The following is a 19,018-nucleotide window of genomic DNA, read 5'->3' as shown; positions in this document are numbered from 1 at the left end:
CGCGGATCGGGGGAACCGCGGGCCGTTCGTCATTTCTTCCTCTTCTGCAGCGCGGCCGGAAGCTACCGGCCACCGACCACGGATGCCTCCTCGAGGGCCGCTGCCAGGTACGGAGCCGAGGCCGTGCCGGTCGCACCCGCGACCTCCTGGGGCGTTCCCGCTGCGACGACCGTCCCGCCGCTGTCGCCCGCGCCCGGACCGAGCTCGACGACATAGTCGGCGGTGGCGACGACCCGCATGTCGAGTTCGACCACGACCACCGTGTTTCCGGCATCCACCAGGCTCTGCAGGTGATCGATGAGGCGATCGGCGTCGGCGCAGTGGAGTCCGGAGGTCGGTTCGTCGAGCACGTACAGGGTGTCGGCGCGTTGGGCGCGCTGGAGCTCGGAGGCGAGCTTCACCCGTTGTGCCTCGCCGCCGGACAACTCGGTCGCCGGCTGGCCCAGCCTCAGGTATCCGAGCCCTACATCCACAAGCGCGGTGAGCGAGCGCACGATCTCCTCCTCTCCGTTGAAGAAGGCGTGAGCCTCCTCCACGGACAGCGCCAGAATCTCGGCGATGTTCCGCTCGCGCCAGGTGATCTCGAGCGTGTCGTCCTTGTACCGGGTGCCGTGGCATTCGGGGCAGACCGTGTAGACCGACGGCAGGAACAACAACTCGACCATGACTGCCCCCTCGCCTTCGCAGGTGGGGCAGCGGCCCTCGGCCACGTTGAAGGAGAAGCGGCCGGGCCGGTACCCCCGCGACCGCGCCTCCGGTGTCTCCGCGAACCGGCGGCGGACATGGTCGAACAGGCCCGTGTAGGTGGCGACGTTGGAGCGCGGCGTGCGGCCGATGGGCTTCTGGTCGATGTTCACCACGCGACGGACGCCGCGTAGATCTCCGGAGACGGTTCCTTCGAGCACCTCGGGCGCATCCGCGAGAAGCAGATCGTCGGTCTCCGGAGCGTCGTCGATCACCGTGACAGGCCGACCCAGGTACTCCCCGAGCAGCGCGGGAAGCGCCTGGCTGACCAGGCTCGACTTGCCCGACCCCGATACACCGGTCACGGCGGTGAAGGCTCCGAGCGGGAGGGAGACCGATGCGTTCCGCAGGTTGTTGCGGTCGATCCGTTCGAGCTTCAGCCACCCTGTCGGCTCGCGCGGAGTCCGTGGAGCGAGCCCGCGCTGGCCGAACAGGTAGCCGCGGGTCACCGACTCGTCGACATCCGCCAGGCCATCCGGTGCTCCGCTGTAGATGACGCGTCCGCCGCGCTCTCCTGCTCCGGGTCCGATGTCCACCAGCCAGTCCGCGTGCCGCATGACGTCAACCGAATGCTCGACCACGAAGAGGCTGTTGCCTCGTTTCTTGAGGCCCTCGAGGATGCCCAGGAGGGCATTCACGTCCTGAGGGTGGAGACCCGCCGAGGGTTCGTCGAGCACGTACACGACGCCGAACAGCTCGGAGCTCAGCTGGGTGGCGAGCCGCAGCCGCTGCAGCTCTCCCCCGGACAGTGTCGGCGTCGTCCGGTGCAAGGACAGGTACCCCAGCCCCAGGTCGATGATCGGCCGCAGGCGTTCCAGCAGCTCGGCGGCCAGGCGAACGGCAGCTGCGCGCTTCTCCACCGACTGGTTCGGGGTCCGCCGCACGTCCGGAGCCGCGGCATGGGACGCTCCGCCCGCGGCGACCCTCTGCTGCGTCGCCTCCCGGCGCGCGTCCTCGCCGAGGGCTGCCCCGGTGGTGGTGAGCTCCTCGCGGGCTGCGGCCACCAACGCCGCGAGCCGGCCGGAGAGCTCGCGGAGCGGGAGGCGTGAGAGCTCCGCGATGTCGAGCCCTTCGAACGTCACGGAGAGCGCCTCCGGCTTGAGACGCTTCCCGTGGCACACCGGGCATACAGCGGAGGTGAGGTACTCCGCAACGCGCCGCTTCATCGATGCGCTCTTGGTCGTCGCGAACGTGTCGAGCACGTAGCGGCGAGCGCCGACGAACGTTCCCTGATAGCTCGGTTCCATTCGCGCGGAGATCGCTCTCCGCGTCTGCGCCGGCGTGAGTCCGGCGTACACCGGTGCGGTCGGCCGGTCCTCGGTGAAGAGGATCCAGTCCCGGTCCTCGCGCGGAAGGTCGCGCCAGGGGGTATCGACGTCGTAGCCCAGGGAGACGAGGATGTCCCGCTGGTTCTGCCCGTGCCAGGCCGTCGGCCAGGAGGCGATCGCTCGCTCCCGGATCGTGAGCGAGGGGTCCGGGACCATCTGCTGCTCGGTGACCGCGTACACCCGGCCGAGGCCGTGGCATTCCGGGCAGGCGCCTTGCACCGTGTTCGGCGAGAAGTCCTCCGCGTAGAGCATGGGCTGACCGTCCGGGTAGTCCCCCGCCCGTGAGTACAGCATCCTGACCAGACTGGACAGCGTCGTGATGCTTCCCACTGTCGACCGTGGGCTGCGTCCACCGCGCTGCTGCTGCAGTGCCACGGCCGGCGGCATCCCGGTGATCGAGTCGACGTCGGGGACACCGGCCTGGTCGATCAGGCGCCTCGCGTACGGGGCGACCGACTCCAGATACCGGCGCTGCGACTCGGCGAACAGCGTCCCGAACGCGAGCGACGACTTTCCCGACCCGGATACGCCGGTGAACACGACCATGGCATCGCGCGGGACCGTGAGGTCCACATTCTGGAGGTTGTGCTCCCGGGCGCCGCGCACCTGAACATCCGGCTGAATCGCGGACGGCGTTTCGTTGGTCATGGTCGGACCCTCCTTCACCGCCGGATGCTGACAGCGTCTACGACCGGGGCAGGGCGGAACGATCGTGAACCCGATCCACCCATGATCCCCTCAGGGCATCGAAGCGCTAGGGGTCGCGGTGACTCACGATGCGTTGCCGCAAAAGTGACGCGCCCTCATAATGCTGCCAAGCAGACCCGATGGAGGGATTCTGGTGAAACGCGCGTTGGCTTTGGCACTCGCTGCCGTCCTCGGAGTCGGCGTCGTCTCAGCGTCAGCCGGCCCGGCTGCCGCCGGCGCCCGCGACTGCGAGGCACCCTCGGTCGGCGTTGAGACCTACGCCGAGACGGAACTGGAGGCGGAGTACAACGACATGCTCACGCTGTGCGACCTCGGGCAACCACAGCGGTTGGGCGACTACCAGTACAGCTTCACCAACGACTCGCCGGTCGTCTGGGCCTTCTACGACGCGATTTACACCGGCAACGTGCCGCGCACGAGTGCCATCAAGCACGCGACGAACAGTGCAACATCACTGTTCTCGAAGTTCACGACTTGGGCGGGCTTCTCTCACACCGAGTGGGTCGTCGCACCGGGTGAGACGGTGTGGCTCAGCTCGCTGACCAACGTGAAGTTCGGTGTCGCGACTGCACTCATCACCTCCAGCTGGCTGTTCTACAACCAGCAGGCGAAGAAACTCGCCGACCTGGGAAAGGGCTACGCGGCAAACATAGCGACCAACAAATTCAGGTCGAAGACCCGCACCTTCCTCTGGCAGTGTTCCTGGGCCGCTGTCAACACCGCCAATGCCCTGAAGTCGAGTGAGAAGATCGAACCCCTCTCATTTGCGTCGGCATGGGCATCCAGCGCCGTGAACGACTACAACTGCGGGGCATCGTTCAAGGACTTGTTCCCAAAGAAGAAGCCAGGGATTCTGCCGTGATCCACCTACAGCAAGACGAACTGGTTCAGTCCGAACGTCTTGAAGAAGGCACGCTCGTACCTCGGCCAGATCGAAGAATCCAGCCAGATCTTGGCCACCGTCAGAGGGATCTTCAGAACCGTTCACTGAAATGGATCGCTCCGCCGTCCGGAACCTCGGAGCCAGCCAGGCAGATACGTTCGCGCGACCCAGCGCCCGCTGAAGCAACGTTGCGAACAGCACGGCAATCAGTGCGCCACCAACGACTCTGCTCGATCCGTTCATGGCCCGCACTTTATCGTTCCGCCCTGTCCCCCGCCGCGTGGTCTTGAGTGGCGATTCGGCTGGCCCGCTAGCATCGTCACAGCCGCGACGAAGGGGGACGTCCTTGAGCGAATCGAAGCTGCGACCCAAAGTGGTGCTGTGGTGGGGCATCGGCCTCACACTTGCCGGAGTGCTGCTGACCATCCTGGTGCCACAGATCGGCTATGCGGCCATCGTCCAGCAGGACTACTCCGCGCCGAATGTCGACCAGGCGTTGCTCGTGCTGCTCGACCTTGTGGTCCGCATCATCGGCCAGGTGCTCATACCACTCGGCGTGGCACTGATCGGAGCCTCCGTCGTGATGGCGCACGTGAGTCGGGAGCTGACCGCGCGCGCCCCGGTGGCCGACTCCCGGCCGGTGGATCTGTGACCTCAGATCCGCTGACGCCCATGACGACGACACCCGCAGAAGACTCCGTAGTTGCCGCGTACGACAGCATCGCGGAAGGCTACGCGGCGCTCAACGAGACAAGCCTCCTGAACGAGTACTACAACCGGCCTGCGCTGGTCGAGCTTGCCGGTGACGTTACTGGTCATCGAGTTCTCGACGCCGGCTGCGGGTCGGGACCGATCCTCTCTGACCTGCGCGACCGCGGCGCCATCGTCACGGGTTTCGACTCCAGCGCTGGGATACTCGACCAGGCCAGGCATCGGCTCGGCGCCGACGCGGACCTATTCCTGGCCGACTTGGCAACTCCGCTGCCGTTCTCCGATGACACGTTCGACGATGTCATCGTGTCCCAGGCGTTGCACTACCTGAAGGACTGGGGTCCGACTCTGTCCGAGTTCCGACGAGTGCTGAAGCCGGGCGGCCGGCTGATCGTCTCCGAAGAACACCCGTCCGCGACTTTCCTGGGCGACCGACTCTCCGGAGGTACGTCCGAGTATTTCGGAACGCGCGCACGCACTGAAAAGTGGACGATGGGCGACGGCACAGCCGAACTCACGTTCTGGGACCGACCGCTGCACGCGATGACCGACGCATTCACTGCCGCTGGCTTCCGCATCGAGACGATAAGCGAACCAGCGCCTTCACCTGCGGCATACGAGCGATTCCCCGAAGAGTTCGAGAACCGCCCCAGCGGACGATTCCTTGCATTCCTGCTCTTCGTTCTCCGATGATCTCGACACGACCATGCTGCGCCCGACAACGAGAGGTCGTCGGAGCAATCCGATAGCTTGAGCGCCATGACCACGACGCTCACGCCGCTGCGTCATCGCCGTCCGGTCCTTACCGCCGCCATGCTCCTCGTCCTGCACGGCGCCATCGTCTTCGTGCTCGTCATGCTGGCCCTTAGCGTTGCCCTCGCAATCGGCGGCCCCACGGTCGGTCGAGACGAGCTCTACCGGATGGGGCCAGCGCTGCAACTCGCCGTCGCCGGTGCGGTGGCGCCCTTCGCGTGCTCCGTGCTGGTGACCTTCCTGGTCGGGCTCACGGTGTCGCGGCGCGCCTGGCTGGTGCCGGTCCTCGGGATCAGTGCCAGCGTCTCTCTGTGCGCCACGGCGATGCTGTTCCTTCACACGCCCGCTCCGATCCCCGGTGGTTAGCGCATCGTGCCCGCTGGCCCGCTACGATCACCCTCGGGGAGGAACGATGAAGCTCAAGCTGAACAGGGGAACGGCGCGCACAGCACTCGGCGCCATAGCCGTGTTGTCTTTCGCACTGGGTGTGACGGGATGTACCGCTCCGTCGGTCGCTCGGCCGCACTCGGATCCACCGAGCCCCACCCCTACGGCTTCCCCGGTGTTCTCGGATCCGCGCGACCGCATCGGCGAGAGTTGCGCGGTGCTCGCTACGATGCAGACCGCACTGGAGAATGCATACCTGCAGCACGTGAAAGGCTCCCTCTCGGACCCGCAGTTCGTCGCGATTGTGAATACCGCTCCGACGACTTTGCAGATGTTGAAGATGCTCGCAACACATGGGCTGGAAAGCGAGGTCGGGGCGCTCCTTGTCGACACCACGCTCACGCCTCCGGTCGTCGTGGGGGCGACATTCAATCCGTGGGGCGAGCCGTATCACGGTGACATGCAGCACGCCATCACTTCGTGCGACGAGAACGGCACGCCCATCGGCGTGCTGATTCCAGGATCCGGATGAGCACGACGTCACCCACCAAGCAGCGCGCGCGCCTCCCTCGAACGACAGGTGTCGTCATCGCCGCCGTCCTCGCCTGCGTCTACGCGTGCGTGCTGATCGGCTTAGCCGTGATGCTGACGATCAGCTGGACCAGCGGCCGCGGCATCCTGGGCAACCTCGGCAGCAACGCAGCAAACCGCGGCGTCGCGTTCTTCATCGTCGCGTGCGTGGCCGGCGCTGCCGCTCTGGTCTTCGGCGCCGTGAGAGCCTGGCGCGGACGGAGGGGGCTCGTAGCGATCGTCCCGCTCGCACTCGTCGTCCTCGTCGGCTGCATCGGCGAGCCGATCGACATCCTCTCGGGAAACCCGCCGCTCGACAACTTCATCGGCGCAGCCATCCTCATCGCGGCAGCTTTGCCTGTCGTTCTTCTGCTGCTGCCAAGGAGGGTTCCAGCGAAACAGCCCGGCAGCAGGACCTCGTGACAACGGCGCCCCGCGAGCTCGAAGACGTACTCGAGGGGTCCGTGGAGCCCCAGACCGGACCGAGCCAGCCAGCTTCGTGGCTGCTCCTCGACATCGGCGGCGTGCTGGAGATCGTCGACGACTCAGGTCGGGCGGGAAGCTTCGCGAGTCGTTGGGCTCCCGTTCTCGGACTGACTGCCGAGGAGTTCACGCAGCGGATAGCTGAAGCGGATCTTCCTGACGCTGCGCGCAATAAGGCTGTCGCGGACGCGTACTGGCGGGGAATCGGGGGCGCATTGGGGGCATCGCCCGAGCAACTCGCGTCTATGCGATGCGACTTCTGGGACGACTACTGCGGTGTCGCGAATGACGAACTTCTCGCTTTCCTCGGACGGCTGCAGGGACAGGTGGGCCTCGCCATCCTGTCCAACTCCGGTGATGGCGCCCGTGAAGAGGAAGAACGCCGGTACGGTTTCTCGCGGGTCTTCGACCCGATCTGCTACAGCCACGAGATCGGTGTCACGAAGCCTGACGCTGGAGCATTCCACATCGCCCTCGATCAGATGGGCGCACAGCCAAGCGGCGTTCTCTTCATCGATGACGTCGCCGACAACGTCGCCGCCGCCCGCCGGCTCGGGATGCGCGCTCACCTCCATGTCGACAACGCGACCACGATCGCTGCCGTCCGTGCGCAGTGCTCGGATTGAGGCCCTGATGCGGTCGCGCAGTGGCGCAGGCCTGGTCGCGAGCCTGCTCACCGTGACGCTCCTCGCTGGTTGCGCTCCGTTGTACACGGTCTGCTCGATGCCCGACATCCGCCCCCCTCACATCGACGTCGACACGTCCATCTGGCTCCGCCTGCATCCGAATGGCACGGTTCACGCCTGCTACGCCGGCTCGTGCGATCACGACGACGGAAGCGATTCGTCCTTTGAAGTTGTGGTCCCGCACACTGTGGACCTCACGAAGAAGCACGACCTCGTGGTCACGCTGAACGACCAGGCGGACACCACGACCGAGACCGCGTCGATGGCGCTCGTGCTCATCCCGGGCGAGAAGGGTGGGCCGTGTCCGATGCCCGATCAGTGGAGTCGACAGATCGTTATTGGGACGGATGGGCATATCCAGGTAGGCGGCGCCGACCCGCCACGAGGTTCAGGCCTATGAGCGAGGTCGGGCCGGACCTCTACGCGGCCGCGTCGTACGCCCCGCTGCGAGGATTCGCTGGAACGGCTGGTGGTTCCTGGTCGCCGTAGCGCCGATCGTGGCCCTGGTCGTGTTGGCTCGGCTGTTCTCCGTTCGTCTTCATATCGGAGGCGACGCGGGGCCAGCGGTGTCTGCGATTCTCGCTGTTGCCGTCTATGCGTGGTCGCTGGCTGTGCTGATCGCGGCGTCGCGCAGCCGCGGGCTGGGTTCACTGCGAGCCGACTTCGGATGGGCAATTCGTCCGGTCGACCTGCTCTACGCCGCAGGCGCAGCGGTGGGCCTGTACTTCGTCGCGGTCGTGTTCGGACCGATCGCGCGGTCCCTCGGCCCCGTGAGCACCAACATCCACCTGTCGGGTGACCGGGTGTGGGATGTGGTCGCTGTCTTCTTCATCCCGACGTTGGTCGCTGCACCCGTCGAGGAATTGCTGTTTCGCGGACTGTTGATGCGGTGGATCCGGATCTGGCTGATTCGGCATGGTGGAGGCCAGCGAGCCGACGGACGCACCTCCACCCTGCCGATCCACGTCAGTGTGCTCGTGTCGGCGGTCGTGTTCGCATTGGCGCACCTGTATGAAGTCTCCGGACCGGCGTCGCTGGTCAACCTCGAATTGCATACATTCGCACTCGCGGTGGTGAACGGCTACCTCGCCACACGGACCGGGCGCCTCGGAGGAGCCGTGGTGACGCACGCGCTCCTCAACCTCATCGCAGGCGTCACTCTGTTGACGCAATGACGCCGCGACCTCGATCGCGAGGTGGACGACGCTTCTCGGTCAGCCCTGACCGGAGCTAACTCGGAGAGCTCGCTGGCTAGGAGTCCCAGACCGGTCGTGCCTGGGTAGCCATGTCACGCAGCGGCCCGCTGTCGAGCACGACGTGCGATTCGGGGATGCCGAACGCCGGCCACTGGGCGACGATCTCTACCGGTCCCTCCGGCGGGAGTGGCCAGAGCCATATCGCGTCGTCGAACCGGTAGTTGTCCTCACCGCCGCCGCCACCACCGCCTGATTGATTGAGGCTGTGCTTCTCAGGGGTCACGCCGTACATTCCAGGGGCTCGGTCGGTGATCAGCTGCTGCCCGTCGCCGAGCACAGCGCCGTAGCGGAGCCGGTCGGGGTCGAAGCGCACGAAGTGACCATGGATGCCCGGCTGCATCTCCATCCACTCCCGACGAGTCATGTCGCCCCGCCGGAGGCGCCGGTCTATCACGAACTCGACTCCGTTGCTGTAGATGCGCGCCATGGTCAGGATCAGCGCCGCCGTGTCGTTCATCGCGATCGTCTCGTTGATCGGGAAAATCGCCGGGAGCTCATCGTCGGATGGCTTCCACCACGGGTCAGGGACGTGCTCGCCGTTTGCCGTCTCGTCTTCGGGCGGGTCCGGTGGGAAAAAGCTCATGATGGACACCCGACCACGCGGAGCGCCTGCACCGCAAGACCCGCCGCTTTGGTGTGCGGTCCACACCATGAGAGATACCACTGATACGCCCCGGGCGTTCCGTTTGACTAGAGCTCCAGCGCCAGCTCCATTGGCAAATTGTGCGCGTCAGCGAGCTCGCGCGGTACCCTTCATCGACGATCGGGGATCGGGGATCGGGGATCGGATGACGGTATCGGAACGCACCGTCGCCGTCGCGCAGGCGACAACGCGGTTCCGCCGGGGCACCGTCGCGGCGAACATCCTCGTTGCGATGGCTGTGCTGGTGCTGCTGCTCATGGCCGCTGTCGACTGGTACCTCATCATCCAGCTGAACTTCGTCACGCGGATGTTCATCCTGACGGTGCTTATCTTCGTCGGCTGGCTCCCAGTCGCCCTGGTCATCACGGCCGTGTGCCTACGGCCGTGTTGGGTGACCTTCATCGCACTCGGCGTCGTCGGTGCCGCGGTGCTGGCGACGCTCGTCGTCTTCTGGACCGTCCCCGACGCGCCCTATCCGTACCCGGAGATCTCGTGGCCGCACCGCGGCTGACACCCAGCGACGAGCTCCGGGCGTAGAAAACGAAACCCTCGCTGCCCGAAGGCAGCGAGGGTTCGTTCGTCGCGCGATGCGGCCGCGCTACTTGGCGATGCCGGCGAAGAACGCCGCACCGTTGGGCGTGCCGACCCCGGTCGCCGTGTCGTAGCCCTTCGTGCTGTGGAGGGTCTGGTTCGGCTCCTCCTGCGTGCGGAGGCTGTAGCTCAGCCCGCCCGCCGCGTTCTCGCTGTTCACATAGTTCACGCGGAGCACCGACGGGAGCGGCGACTGCACGGTCGTCCCGAACAGGTCGGCCTGGTCGACGTCATAGAACGCCGATCCACCCGACGCGTACGCCGCGTAGATGCGCGGGTTCAGGAACCCGAGCGGCGCGCCCGCCACCTGGTTGGCGACAGCGGCCATGCCCGCGGTCAGCGGAGCGGCCACCGACGTGCCGCCGATGCGGTACTCGTCGTAGTACGTCCCGTCGGTGAACGCCTGCGTCTGGCCCACCAGCAGCCCAGTGTTCGGATCGGCGAGGGCACTGACGTCGGGGACCAGCCGGCCAGAGGCCGCGCCCACGGCCGCCGCCTGGTAACCGGGCTGAGCGAACAGGCGGCTCACGCCGCCGCCCCCGCCTCCGTTGAACGTTCCTGGCAGCGGGGCCGCCAGTGTGCCATCCAACTCGTACGGGGCGCTGGTGATGTGGTCCGTCGGCGTCGCCGTGACCGGGTCGAGACCCGTCTGCCAGCCGACCTCGAACGACCGCTTCCAGCCGGCCCGGTTCAGAGCGGATGACGGGTCGTCGATCGCGGAGTAGCCGAGGCCCGTTGCCGCCGCTGTCGGGACGACTGAGGCCGACGATCCGCCGACCGCCGTCACAAACGGGCTGTCCGCGTAGAAGTCGACTGTCGGAGTGCCGAACGAACCGACCTCGTCGCCGCTGTCACCACTCGAGACGAACACGCCGACGCCTGTCGCCGCCGCCTCGATGAAGGTGTTGTTGAGGCTGTTGACGAAGCCCTGCGGCACTGCCTCCCCCGCGAACCCGTAGCTGATCGAGAGGATGCTCGCCAGGTGCTTGTCGACGATGTGGTTCACCGACGCGTCGAAGTCCTGCCGAGCGTTGGCGGAGGCGACGTACAGGAGGCTGGCATCCGGAGCCGTGGTGTGGATCGCCTCGGCGTCCAGCGTCTCCTCGCCGTAGTAGTCGCCCGGGACCTGCTGCGGAGTGTCGGGGTGCTTGTACACGCCCGGGGCCACCAGCTGCGTGATCTTCGGCGCCGGCAGGTTGTGCAGGCTGCTGTACTTGGTCACATCCTGAACGAGCGTCGGGCTCGCGTTCGCTCCGACGAAGGCGACCGTCTGGCCGGCTCCCGTCGCAGCCACAGTGTCGAGCCCGTACAGGCCGCGCACCTGGGCCGGCGTGTAGCCGCACGGGGCGATCGGCTTCGTGGTGGTGCCGTAAGCGGGTGCGTTGGGCATGGCCACTGTCTTCTCGCCGTACCAGAGCGAGCAGGGCTGCCCGGCGCGGAAGCCGGCCGAAGGCGCTCCGTGATTCTGCTTCGGCGCGTTGCCGTTGCCATTGCCGCTTGTGCTGGTCGGCTGGATGAGCGAGGCGCCCTGGTCGAGGCCCGCCACGCTCTCCACGATGCCCGCAAGAGACGACGGGACCGTGACGGCCGACTCGGGAGCGCGCAGCGTGGTCCCATACGCGCTGTACTCCCCCAACGTGACGCTGAACGCGCTCTGCGCCTGGGCGACGGTGCCCTCAGCCGAGACGTAGCGGTTATTGCTGGGAGTGTCGACGATCGAGAACCCGGCGCTACGTAGGAACTGCTGCACAGCGACGACGCTGGACTGGCTGGGCGCGAACTGCTGCCGGAACGCCTGCGGTGTCAGGAACGCGCGGTAGCGGGCCGAGCCCGGCGTCGACACATCCAGCGCCGTTTGAGCGGCCGCTGACGCGTTCCGCCACGGCAGGTACACGCGGATGTCGACGGTGTCCGTCGCGGGGGCAGCCGAGCGGAGGGCCTTGGCGTTGGCCCAGGCGGGCTGGCTGCCGGGCAGAGCGCTCCTGCCCGGGGCCGCTGCGGCCGGCGTTGCGGCTGCAGCAGCAAACAGAAGGGCCGCACCGGCGGTGACGGCTGCGGCCCTGAGGGTTCGTGAGGTCGTGCGCATGATGTCCTTTCATCGATGCGGGAGTCGCGCTGTTGGCGCCCCTCAATCCAACGCCTCTGCGTCAGCCGGAACAAAGATCCAGCGTCTGAGAAAACGTACAGGGATGAGAGTTCCCGGGCGCTCGGGGCCGGCAGGGCAGGGCTCTGAAGGACTTTCGACCCTGGACGTCATGGCCGGCCGTTATACCGTCGAAGCCAGTCGGACAGTTGAGGAGGACGGGCGATGCAAGCGAGAACCGGAGATTTCCTGGTGATCTCCTCGAACCACCTCGACGAGCCGGCCCGGGTCGGCTACATCGAGGAAGTGCATGGCGCCGACGGCGCACCGCCGTACGTCGTGAGGTGGGAAGACGACGGCCGCACGACGACCGTCTTCCCGGGCCCAGACGCACACATCGAGCACAGAGACGGAACACGCTGACGCCGGAAGGCCGGAAACGACAAAACCCCCGGTTGGCCGGGGGTTTGTCACGGTTCTTCTCTCTGTGGGCGATACTGGGATCGAACCAGTGACCTCTTCCGTGTCAGGGAAGCGCGCTACCGCTGCGCCAATCGCCCGAGCCTGAACGTGAAGCTCAGGATCGAGGTGGATACGGGATTCGAACCCGTGTATACGGCTTTGCAGGCCGCTGCCTCGCCTCTCGGCCAATCCACCGAACGCCACAACACGGAAAAACCGTACCGTACCTGAGAGGCCCGATCGAAAGACCGGGCCGACTCGAGCGGATGACGAGACTCGAACTCGCGACCCTCACCTTGGCAAGGTGATGCGCTACCAACTGCGCTACATCCGCATTTCGTTCCGCAGTTCCCTGCGGCACTTGAAAGACTCTAGCCGATCCGTACGCGCAAGACAAAACCAGTGACGCCGACCGGGAGTGTCGTTCCGGAAGGCCGCGTCGATGTGCGTCCGGCGCCCGGAGTCGGCTAGTATCGAATCTCGCAAGCCCCGGGCGATTGGCGCAGTTGGTAGCGCGCTTCCTTCACACGGAAGAGGTCGTCGGTTCGAGTCCGGCATCGCCCACACCAGAGAAACCCCCGGTTATCCGGGGGTTTTTCGTTTCCATCCCTGCCGCGGCGCCGTCGCGCTCGCGATTCTCCAGGCCAACCGGGAAGGGACCTTCATAACGAAGGAGATCACCGGTCGAATCTCCTTCGATAAGCAGTAGGGAAGGAGATTCGAACGGGCGGCGAGCGAATCTCCGACCGGGGCGTGCCCGCGACCACGGCGCCTCACTCCCAGCCGTACCGCGCGGCCAGCGCCCGGCGCACCACCTCGAAGCGGCGCGCGTCGAGGCCCGCGGCCTCCCGGCGCATCCCGGCCTGCTTCACGCGGTAGACCCGGTCGATGCGGACGAAGCTGGGGCGGTGGCGGCCGTCCCACTCCCCCGCCCCGATGGGGATGTACTCGGGGCGACCCGGGTGCTCCTGACTGGTCAGAGCGACCGCCAGGACGCTGCCGCCGTTCTCGGCCGCGACGACGAGCACCGGGCGGTCCTTGCCACGGCCGTCCGCCTCCTCGTACGGCACCCACGTCCACACGATCTCGCCAGGGTCCGCTGCCCCGTCGCGGTTCGGGCTGTACGAGGTGCGGATGCGGCCCAGCTTCCGCGGGTCGATCTGCAGTGTGACCCCGGCGCCAGACCGGCCGGGCTCAGCGGGCGGAGCCGGCCTCCGGGGCTCTTCGGACGGAATCCTGGACGGAGCCCTGGACGGACCCCGCGACGGACGGAACAGCCCGGTCAGGGCGGACAGGACGCTTCTCACGGAGGCCACGAGGGGCACCATAGCGGATGCGCGTGAGTCCGATCGTGAAGCGCAGCGCGAGCGCCAGCAGCAGCGACACCGTCGTGGCGTAGAGCAGCACGGCCATCCCGGCGATACCCTGCGCGATGAAGAGGTCGAAGTTGCCGCTGTCGATCATCCCGCTGCCGCTGGCGAAGAGTCCGGGGAACAGCAGACCGACCAGGCCGCCCACGATCGCCACGACGCAGAGCGTGAGCGACGGTCCGAAGCGGGCGCGCGCCGCGAGGTCGACCATGGTCGCGCACGCGAGCGCGGACAGCGCGCCGGCGAGCATCGCCCAACCGAGGGTGAGGACGCCGGAGGCGGCCGTAACTGCGACGAGGCCCGCGAATGCGCCCCAGAGCGCACTGCTGAGCGTCGGCTTGCGCAGGAGGACCGCGTCCACGAGCATCCACATCAGCACCCCGGCCGCCGAAGCGACGAAGGCGCCCACCGCCATCAGCGGAGCGTAACCGTCGAGCGCGCCCTCCGATCCCACCACCAGGCCGAGCCAGCCGACCCAGAGCGCGGCGCCACCGAACGCGACCAGGCCGGCACGGCTCGGCTGCACCGGTTGATGCTCGCCGCGGCCGCAGGCGAGCAGCACGCCCACCGCGCTTCCGCCTGCCGCGATCACCGGCAGCGCTCCCCCGAGGTCGACGACCTGCAGCTGCCCCGACGCCCAGCCGTCGTCGAGCGAGAAGACGCCGTAGGCGACGGGGACCATGACCAGGGCCAGCCAGAGGACGGAGAACAGGATCCAGGCCCGCAACGTCAGCCGCGAGGCCACGGCCACCGCGACGATGGCGGTGCACAGCACCAGGACGGCGATCAGGTAGCCCGCATGCGCTGCAGGATACGGCGACGCGGCGGCGGGATCGGTTCCGGTCAGCGACACCAGACCCGGATCGGGCATCCCGATCAGGTGCGGCACCAGCGGCGAGCCCGCGACCATCCCGTAGCCGCCGACGATCGCGAACAGGACCGTGACCGACGCGCCGAGCATGACGAAGCGGAAGGAACGCGACGCACGGGCGCGTCCCCCCAGACCCCCGACGAAGAACGCCAGCCCGAAGGCGGCCAGCAGCACCAGCGCGCCGCAGAAGAACAGCAGCAGCGCATCCACCTGGTCCGGCGTCGCCTGCGCCACGGTGCTCCCTCGCCCTGGAATCACTCACTCACCCTAGCGAGGACGGACGCCGTGCGACGGTCCGTGCGACTGTCCGCACGACGGAACGGGGCGCCGCCCGCAGGCGACGCCCCGTCTCGTGTCGGGCTCGGGGAGTGGATCAGACCGTCTCGAGGGCGTAGCCCTCTTCGCCGTGCACCACGGTGTCGACGCCGGCCAGCTCGTCCTCGTTCTTGATGCGGAAGCCCATCGTCTTCTGGATGACCCAGCCGATGGCGTACGCCAGGACGAACGAGTAGATCAGCACCGAGAAGGCACCGAGCGCCTGGACGCCGAGCTGCTGGAAGCTGCCGCCGTACAGGAGGCTGGAGAACGGCTTGGACGCGTCGCCGTCCACGTGGGTGAAGCCGAAGAAGCCGATCCACAGGGTTCCGATGATGCCGCCGACCAGGTGGATGCCCACCACGTCCAGCGAGTCGTCGAAGCCGAGACGGAACTTCAGGTCGATGGCGAGGGCGCAGACGGCGCCGGCGACGAGACCGAGGACGATCGCCCAGCCCGGCGTCAGGATGTTACAGGCGGGGGTGATCGCGACCAGGCCGGCGACGGCTCCGGAAGCGGCGCCGATGGAGGTGGGCTTGCCGTCCTTGAACTTCTCAACGATCAGCCAGCCGATCGTCGCGGCGGCCGGGGCGGCGAGGGTGTTCACCCAGGCCAGGGCGGCGACGCCGTCGACAGCGGCCTCAGAGCCGGCGTTGAAGCCGAACCAGCCGAACCACAGCAGCGCAGCTCCGAGAAGGGTCAGCGGGACGTTGTGGGGCTTGTTCATGCCCTTCTGGAAGCCGACGCGCTTGCCGAGCACCAGGGCGAGGGCGAGACCCGCTGCACCGGCGTTGATGTGGACGGCCGTACCACCGGCGAAGTCGTTGACGTGGAGACCCGCGACGATCCAGCCCTGCGAGAGGTTGAAGACCCAGAAGGCGACCGGGAAGTACACGATCGTGACCCAGAGACCGGCGAACACCATCCAGGAGCCGAACTTTGCGCGGTCGGCGATCGCGCCGGAGATCAGGGCGACGGTGATGATGGCGAAGGTCGCCTGGAAGCCGGCGAAGGCCAGTCCGCCGAGGTCGGGGGTGATGCCGTCCTTGCCCATGAGGCTGGAGAGGAACCAGTCCGGCGTACCGAGAAGGCCCGGGATGGACGGCGTGCCGAAGGCGAGACCGTAGCCGTACAGCACCCAGAGGACGCCGACCAGGGCCATCGCGCCGAAGCTCATCATCATCATGCTGATGACGCTCTTGGCGCGGACCATGCCGCCGTAGAAGAAGGCGACACCGGGGGTCATCAGCAAGACCAGGGCCGCGGCGACCAGGAGCCACAGGGCGTTGACCGTGCCTGCCTCCGCGTATTGCGCTGCTGTGTGGAGCACCATGCGAATTGTTACCTCTCTGTGCTTCAGCCCCGCGGGTGACCGCGTCCCGATCCGGGTGGGGGGGCGCTTTCGGGGGTGGAGCCAGTTTCGAACCGAGAGGTTTCGGCAGAGGGTTGCTCGTGTTTCGCGGGTGTTACGCATCCGGGCCGGGTGTAAACACTGTGTTTCCGGATGCTCCCGATGTGCTTCGGGCGGTGAGCGGCCCCGTCAGACGGACTCGGAGGCGGCGAGCTTCTGGCGCACCTGACGCTTCGCGCGGCCGAGGAGGGCCGACATGCCACGGATCCGCAGCGGCGAGACGGCCTCCGTCAGCCCGAGCGTCTGCGGGAAGTCGTCGGGCACGGCGAACACCTCGTCAGCCGTCAGCCCGGCGAGGCCCTGGACCAGGATGGAGGCGAATCCGCGGGTCGTCGGCGCCTCGCGCGGCGCGGTGACGAACAGGTGCACGATGCCGCGCGCATCCACCTCGACGAAGATGAAGACCGGCGCCTGGCACTCCTCGACGCGCTCGAGCAGATCGGGGTGGTCGCGGTAGCGGTCGGGCAGCTCGGGAAGCTCGTCGGAGAACTCCAGCAGCAGCTGGAGCCGGTCGTTCTGCTCCAGCGCCTGGAAGTCGTCGCGGATCTCGGCGAGCGCGCCCGTCAGTTCGGCCATACTCCAAGCGTACGTCCGATCGGATGCGCGTTCAGCGCGCGGGGACCTCGCCCGGCTCGCTGCCGGTCGCGATCGGGACCCGGACGGCCGAGCCCCACTCGGTCCACGAGCCGTCGTAGTTCTTGACGTTCTCGAAGCCAAGCAGGTGGGTGAGGACGAACCAGGTGTGGCTGGAGCGCTCGCCGATGCGGCAGTAGGCGATGATGTCGTCGCCGGGCTTCAGCCCAGCGCCGTCGAGGTAGACCTGCTCGAGCTCGGCACGCCGCTTGAAGGTCGCATCCGGAGCCGCCGCCTTGGCCCACGGCACCGACTGGGCCGACGGGATGTGGCCGGCGCGCAAGGCGCCCTCGGTCGGGTAGCCGGGGATCTCGGTGCGCTCTCCGCTGTACTCCTCCGGCGAGCGCACGTCGATCAGGGGCTGCCCGAGGTGGGCGAGCACGTCGTCCTTGAAGGCGCGGACCACGGTGTCGTCCCGCTCGACCACGGGGTACTCGGCGGGCACCACGGCCGGAGCGTCCCGCGTGAGGTCGCGCCCCTCGGCGATCCACTTGTCGCGGCCGCCATCGAGCAGGCGCACATCTTCGTGACCGAACAGGGTGAACACCCAGAGGGCGTAGGCCGCCCACCAGTTGTTCTTGTCGCCGTAGATGACGACCGTGGTGTCGCGGGAGATGCCCTTGGAGCCGAGGAGCTCGGCGAAGCGCTCACTGCTCACGTAGTCCCGGATCACCGGGTCGTTGAGGTCGGTGTGCCAGTCGATCTTCACCGATCCGGGGATGTGCCCCGTCTCGTAGAGGAGCACATCCTCGTCGGACTCGACCACCACGAGTCCCGGTTCGCCCAGGTGCGCCGCCAGCCACTCGGTGCTCACCAGACGCTCGGGGTGCGCGTAGCCGGTGAACTCGGGCGACGGGTCGGTCTCGATGGTCATGCTGATGTGCCTCCAGGTCGGTGCGGTCGTACCAGGCTTCGTCGAGATGGCGGGCGCTAGGCTGGGAGGCCTGCGACAGCCGCGAATCTCGGCAAGCGCGAATCTACTTACAGCGTATGCGGCCCGGAACGGCCACGGTAAGACTTCGACACAAAGGTGCACACCCCGCAATGACCCTCGAACAGACCGGCGCCCTCCCCCGGCTCGCCGACCGTTCCCCCCAGATCACGGGCGCAGAGATCGCCGCGAGCCTGGTGCCACCGTCGCAGTTCGAGCACGCGACCTTCGAGTCGTACCGGCCGGACACCGACTACCCCTCGCAGGCGGAGGCCGTCGCGACGCTCAAGCTGTTCGCGAAGACCTGGGAGCCGCAGCGCCCGGCCGGTCTGTTCAGCCGCAGCCGCAAGAAGGTGGATGCGATGAAGCCGGGCGTGTACCTCGACGGCGGCTTCGGCGTCGGCAAGACGCACCTCCTGGCGGCTCTCTGGCGTGAAGCCCCTGGCCGCAAGTACTTCGGCACCTTCATCGAGTACACGGCGCTGGTGGGGGCGCTCGGCTATGCGGGCGCGGTCGAGCTGCTGCGCGGTTCCACGCTGATCTGCATCGACGAATTCGAACTCGACGACCCGGGCGACACCATGATGATGACCCGGATGCTCGGCGAGCTCGTCGCCTCCGGCACCCGCATCGCCGCGACCAGCAACACGCCGCCGAACGCACTCGGCGAGGGCCGCTTCGCCGCGAGCGACTTCCTGCGCGAGATCCAGTCGCTGTCGGGCAATTTCCAGACCCTCCGGATCGACGGGCTCGACTACCGTCGTCGCGACACCACCGGCAGCGCGATCACCGTCGAGCCGGACGCGTACGAGCGCATTGTGGCGATCATCGCGGGCCGCGGCGAGGCGGTCACGAGCGACAGCTTCCAGGACCTCATCGCCCACCTGGCGACCGTGCACCCCTCGCGCTACATCAAGATGCTCGACGGCGTGGATGTGATCGGCCTCACCGGCGTGGAGGTGCTGCACGACCAGATGGCCGCGTTGCGCCTGGTGGCGTTCATCGACCGCGTCTACGACGCCGAGATCCCCATCATCCAGACCGGTGTGCCGCTGAGCGACGTCTTCGACGACGACATGCTGGGCGGCGGGTACCGCAAGAAGTACCTGCGCTCGACCTCCCGCATGATCGCCCTCACTGCGGGCGAGCTGCCTCCTCACGACGAGTAGCGTCCGTCTCTCCGGGCCTGGCTAATGAAG

20 protein-coding genes and 4 tRNA genes are annotated in these 19,018 nt (G+C 67.4%); 13 read left to right on the top strand and 11 right to left on the bottom strand.

What is annotated here, in order from left to right; all coding sequences use genetic code 11:
- Positions 1–62: 62 nt before the first annotated feature.
- Positions 63–2,720, bottom strand: a complete 2,658-nt coding sequence (locus P3F85_RS06250; protein ID WP_374010382.1) for an excinuclease ABC subunit A — start codon at positions 2,718–2,720, stop codon at positions 63–65.
- A 193-nt stretch (positions 2,721–2,913) separates the two neighbouring features.
- On the opposite strand from P3F85_RS06250, the gene P3F85_RS06245 reads away from it, so the two are divergent.
- The 9 genes from P3F85_RS06245 (at position 2,914) to P3F85_RS06205 (ending at position 8,428) form a co-directional block, all read left to right on the top strand.
- On the top strand, positions 2,914–3,642 hold the full coding sequence (locus P3F85_RS06245) for a hypothetical protein (RefSeq protein WP_374010381.1): 729 nt from the start codon (positions 2,914–2,916) through the stop codon (positions 3,640–3,642).
- 367 nt (positions 3,643–4,009) lie between these two features.
- Complete coding sequence (locus tag P3F85_RS06240) at positions 4,010–4,315, top strand: hypothetical protein (RefSeq protein WP_374010380.1); 306 nt, start codon at positions 4,010–4,012, stop codon at positions 4,313–4,315.
- Between the two features lie 20 nt (positions 4,316–4,335).
- Positions 4,336–5,067 (top strand): class I SAM-dependent methyltransferase, encoded by a 732-nt coding sequence (locus P3F85_RS06235; RefSeq protein WP_374010379.1) that lies wholly within the window; start codon positions 4,336–4,338, stop codon positions 5,065–5,067.
- A 66-nt stretch (positions 5,068–5,133) separates the two neighbouring features.
- Complete coding sequence (locus P3F85_RS06230) at positions 5,134–5,493, top strand: hypothetical protein (protein WP_374010378.1); 360 nt, start codon at positions 5,134–5,136, stop codon at positions 5,491–5,493.
- A 46-nt stretch (positions 5,494–5,539) separates the two neighbouring features.
- Entirely contained in the window at positions 5,540–6,046 is a 507-nt protein-coding gene (locus tag P3F85_RS06225) for a hypothetical protein (RefSeq protein WP_374010377.1), read from the top strand.
- Positions 6,043–6,507 (top strand): hypothetical protein, encoded by a 465-nt coding sequence (locus P3F85_RS06220; RefSeq protein ID WP_374010376.1) that lies wholly within the window; start codon positions 6,043–6,045, stop codon positions 6,505–6,507. The genes P3F85_RS06225 and P3F85_RS06220 overlap by 4 nt, the downstream gene beginning before the upstream one ends.
- Entirely contained in the window at positions 6,504–7,193 is a 690-nt protein-coding gene (locus P3F85_RS06215) for an HAD family hydrolase (protein WP_374010375.1), read from the top strand. Before P3F85_RS06220 ends, P3F85_RS06215 begins: the two co-directional genes overlap by 4 nt.
- 97 nt (positions 7,194–7,290) lie before the next feature.
- Complete coding sequence (locus P3F85_RS06210; RefSeq protein WP_374010374.1) at positions 7,291–7,653, top strand: hypothetical protein; 363 nt, start codon at positions 7,291–7,293, stop codon at positions 7,651–7,653.
- A 166-nt stretch (positions 7,654–7,819) separates the two neighbouring features.
- Positions 7,820–8,428: a lysostaphin resistance A-like protein gene (locus P3F85_RS06205; RefSeq protein ID WP_374010373.1), complete on the top strand. Its 609-nt coding sequence runs from the start codon at positions 7,820–7,822 to the stop codon at positions 8,426–8,428.
- A gap of 76 nt (positions 8,429–8,504) precedes the next feature.
- On the opposite strand, the gene P3F85_RS06200 is transcribed toward P3F85_RS06205, so the two are convergent.
- Positions 8,505–9,101, bottom strand: a complete 597-nt coding sequence (locus tag P3F85_RS06200; protein WP_374010372.1) for a hypothetical protein — start codon at positions 9,099–9,101, stop codon at positions 8,505–8,507.
- Between the two features lie 196 nt (positions 9,102–9,297).
- Here P3F85_RS06200 and P3F85_RS06195 point away from each other — a divergent pair, with 196 nt between their 5' ends.
- Complete coding sequence (locus P3F85_RS06195; protein ID WP_374010371.1) at positions 9,298–9,663, top strand: hypothetical protein; 366 nt, start codon at positions 9,298–9,300, stop codon at positions 9,661–9,663.
- Between the two features lie 87 nt (positions 9,664–9,750).
- Here P3F85_RS06195 and P3F85_RS06190 read toward each other — a convergent pair whose 3' ends face one another.
- A complete protein-coding gene (locus tag P3F85_RS06190) occupies positions 9,751–11,829 on the bottom strand; it encodes a protease pro-enzyme activation domain-containing protein (protein ID WP_374010370.1) in 2,079 nt (692 codons plus the stop codon).
- A gap of 222 nt (positions 11,830–12,051) precedes the next feature.
- Between P3F85_RS06190 and P3F85_RS06185 the strand changes: the two genes are divergently transcribed.
- Positions 12,052–12,249: a DUF1918 domain-containing protein gene (locus tag P3F85_RS06185; RefSeq protein ID WP_374010369.1), complete on the top strand. Its 198-nt coding sequence runs from the start codon at positions 12,052–12,054 to the stop codon at positions 12,247–12,249.
- A 65-nt stretch (positions 12,250–12,314) separates the two neighbouring features.
- On the opposite strand, the gene P3F85_RS06180 is transcribed toward P3F85_RS06185, so the two are convergent.
- From P3F85_RS06180 to P3F85_RS06170, 3 genes are all read right to left on the bottom strand, one after another.
- Positions 12,315–12,386, bottom strand: a tRNA-Val gene (locus P3F85_RS06180).
- A gap of 26 nt (positions 12,387–12,412) precedes the next feature.
- Positions 12,413–12,483 (bottom strand) — tRNA-Cys (locus P3F85_RS06175).
- Positions 12,484–12,549: 66 nt separating this feature from the next.
- A tRNA-Gly gene (locus P3F85_RS06170) sits at positions 12,550–12,622 on the bottom strand.
- Positions 12,623–12,779: 157 nt separating this feature from the next.
- Between P3F85_RS06170 and P3F85_RS06165 the strand changes: the two genes are divergently transcribed.
- Positions 12,780–12,852: transfer RNA gene (locus P3F85_RS06165), tRNA-Val, on the top strand.
- A gap of 209 nt (positions 12,853–13,061) precedes the next feature.
- On the opposite strand, the gene P3F85_RS06160 is transcribed toward P3F85_RS06165, so the two are convergent.
- The 5 genes from P3F85_RS06160 to P3F85_RS06140 form a co-directional block, all read right to left on the bottom strand.
- A complete protein-coding gene (locus tag P3F85_RS06160) occupies positions 13,062–13,370 on the bottom strand; it encodes a type II toxin-antitoxin system PemK/MazF family toxin (RefSeq protein WP_374010368.1) in 309 nt (102 codons plus the stop codon).
- A gap of 112 nt (positions 13,371–13,482) precedes the next feature.
- Positions 13,483–14,787, bottom strand: coding sequence for an ammonium transporter (locus P3F85_RS06155; RefSeq protein ID WP_374010367.1), 1,305 nt, complete (start codon positions 14,785–14,787; stop codon positions 13,483–13,485).
- 115 nt (positions 14,788–14,902) lie between these two features.
- Positions 14,903–16,177, bottom strand: a complete 1,275-nt coding sequence (locus P3F85_RS06150; RefSeq protein ID WP_374010366.1) for an ammonium transporter — start codon at positions 16,175–16,177, stop codon at positions 14,903–14,905.
- A gap of 207 nt (positions 16,178–16,384) precedes the next feature.
- On the bottom strand, positions 16,385–16,831 hold the full coding sequence (locus P3F85_RS06145) for a SufE family protein (protein WP_374010365.1): 447 nt from the start codon (positions 16,829–16,831) through the stop codon (positions 16,385–16,387).
- Positions 16,832–16,862: 31 nt separating this feature from the next.
- Positions 16,863–17,762: a sulfurtransferase gene (locus P3F85_RS06140; RefSeq protein ID WP_374010364.1), complete on the bottom strand. Its 900-nt coding sequence runs from the start codon at positions 17,760–17,762 to the stop codon at positions 16,863–16,865.
- 170 nt (positions 17,763–17,932) lie between these two features.
- On the opposite strand from P3F85_RS06140, the gene zapE reads away from it, so the two are divergent.
- Positions 17,933–18,988 (top strand): cell division protein ZapE, encoded by a 1,056-nt coding sequence (gene zapE / locus P3F85_RS06135; protein ID WP_374010363.1) that lies wholly within the window; start codon positions 17,933–17,935, stop codon positions 18,986–18,988.
- The last annotated feature ends 30 nt before the right edge of the window (positions 18,989–19,018 follow it).

The sequence above is a fragment of the Leifsonia sp. T36S-04 genome (genome assembly GCF_042465655.1).
Classification (GTDB): domain Bacteria; phylum Actinomycetota; class Actinomycetes; order Actinomycetales; family Microbacteriaceae; genus Leifsonia.
Note: the sequence above shows the minus strand (reverse complement) of the source record. Positions and strands in the feature narration are given on the sequence as shown.

Coding starts and splice junctions, on each gene's coding strand:
- P3F85_RS06250 (WP_374010382.1), bottom strand. CDS start 2,720: ATGACCAACGAAACGCCGTCCGCGATTCAGCCGGATGTTCAGGTGCGC.
- P3F85_RS06235 (WP_374010379.1), top strand. CDS start 4,336: ATGACGACGACACCCGCAGAAGACTCCGTAGTTGCCGCGTACGACAGC.
- P3F85_RS06230 (WP_374010378.1), top strand. CDS start 5,134: ATGACCACGACGCTCACGCCGCTGCGTCATCGCCGTCCGGTCCTTACC.
- P3F85_RS06225 (WP_374010377.1), top strand. CDS start 5,540: ATGAAGCTCAAGCTGAACAGGGGAACGGCGCGCACAGCACTCGGCGCC.
- P3F85_RS06220 (WP_374010376.1), top strand. CDS start 6,043: ATGAGCACGACGTCACCCACCAAGCAGCGCGCGCGCCTCCCTCGAACG.
- P3F85_RS06210 (WP_374010374.1), top strand. CDS start 7,291: ATGCCCGACATCCGCCCCCCTCACATCGACGTCGACACGTCCATCTGG.
- P3F85_RS06195 (WP_374010371.1), top strand. CDS start 9,298: ATGACGGTATCGGAACGCACCGTCGCCGTCGCGCAGGCGACAACGCGG.
- P3F85_RS06190 (WP_374010370.1), bottom strand. CDS start 11,829: ATGCGCACGACCTCACGAACCCTCAGGGCCGCAGCCGTCACCGCCGGT.
- P3F85_RS06185 (WP_374010369.1), top strand. CDS start 12,052: ATGCAAGCGAGAACCGGAGATTTCCTGGTGATCTCCTCGAACCACCTC.
- P3F85_RS06150 (WP_374010366.1), bottom strand. CDS start 16,177: ATGGTGCTCCACACAGCAGCGCAATACGCGGAGGCAGGCACGGTCAAC.
- P3F85_RS06145 (WP_374010365.1), bottom strand. CDS start 16,831: ATGGCCGAACTGACGGGCGCGCTCGCCGAGATCCGCGACGACTTCCAG.
- P3F85_RS06140 (WP_374010364.1), bottom strand. CDS start 17,762: ATGACCATCGAGACCGACCCGTCGCCCGAGTTCACCGGCTACGCGCAC.
- zapE (WP_374010363.1), top strand. CDS start 17,933: ATGACCCTCGAACAGACCGGCGCCCTCCCCCGGCTCGCCGACCGTTCC.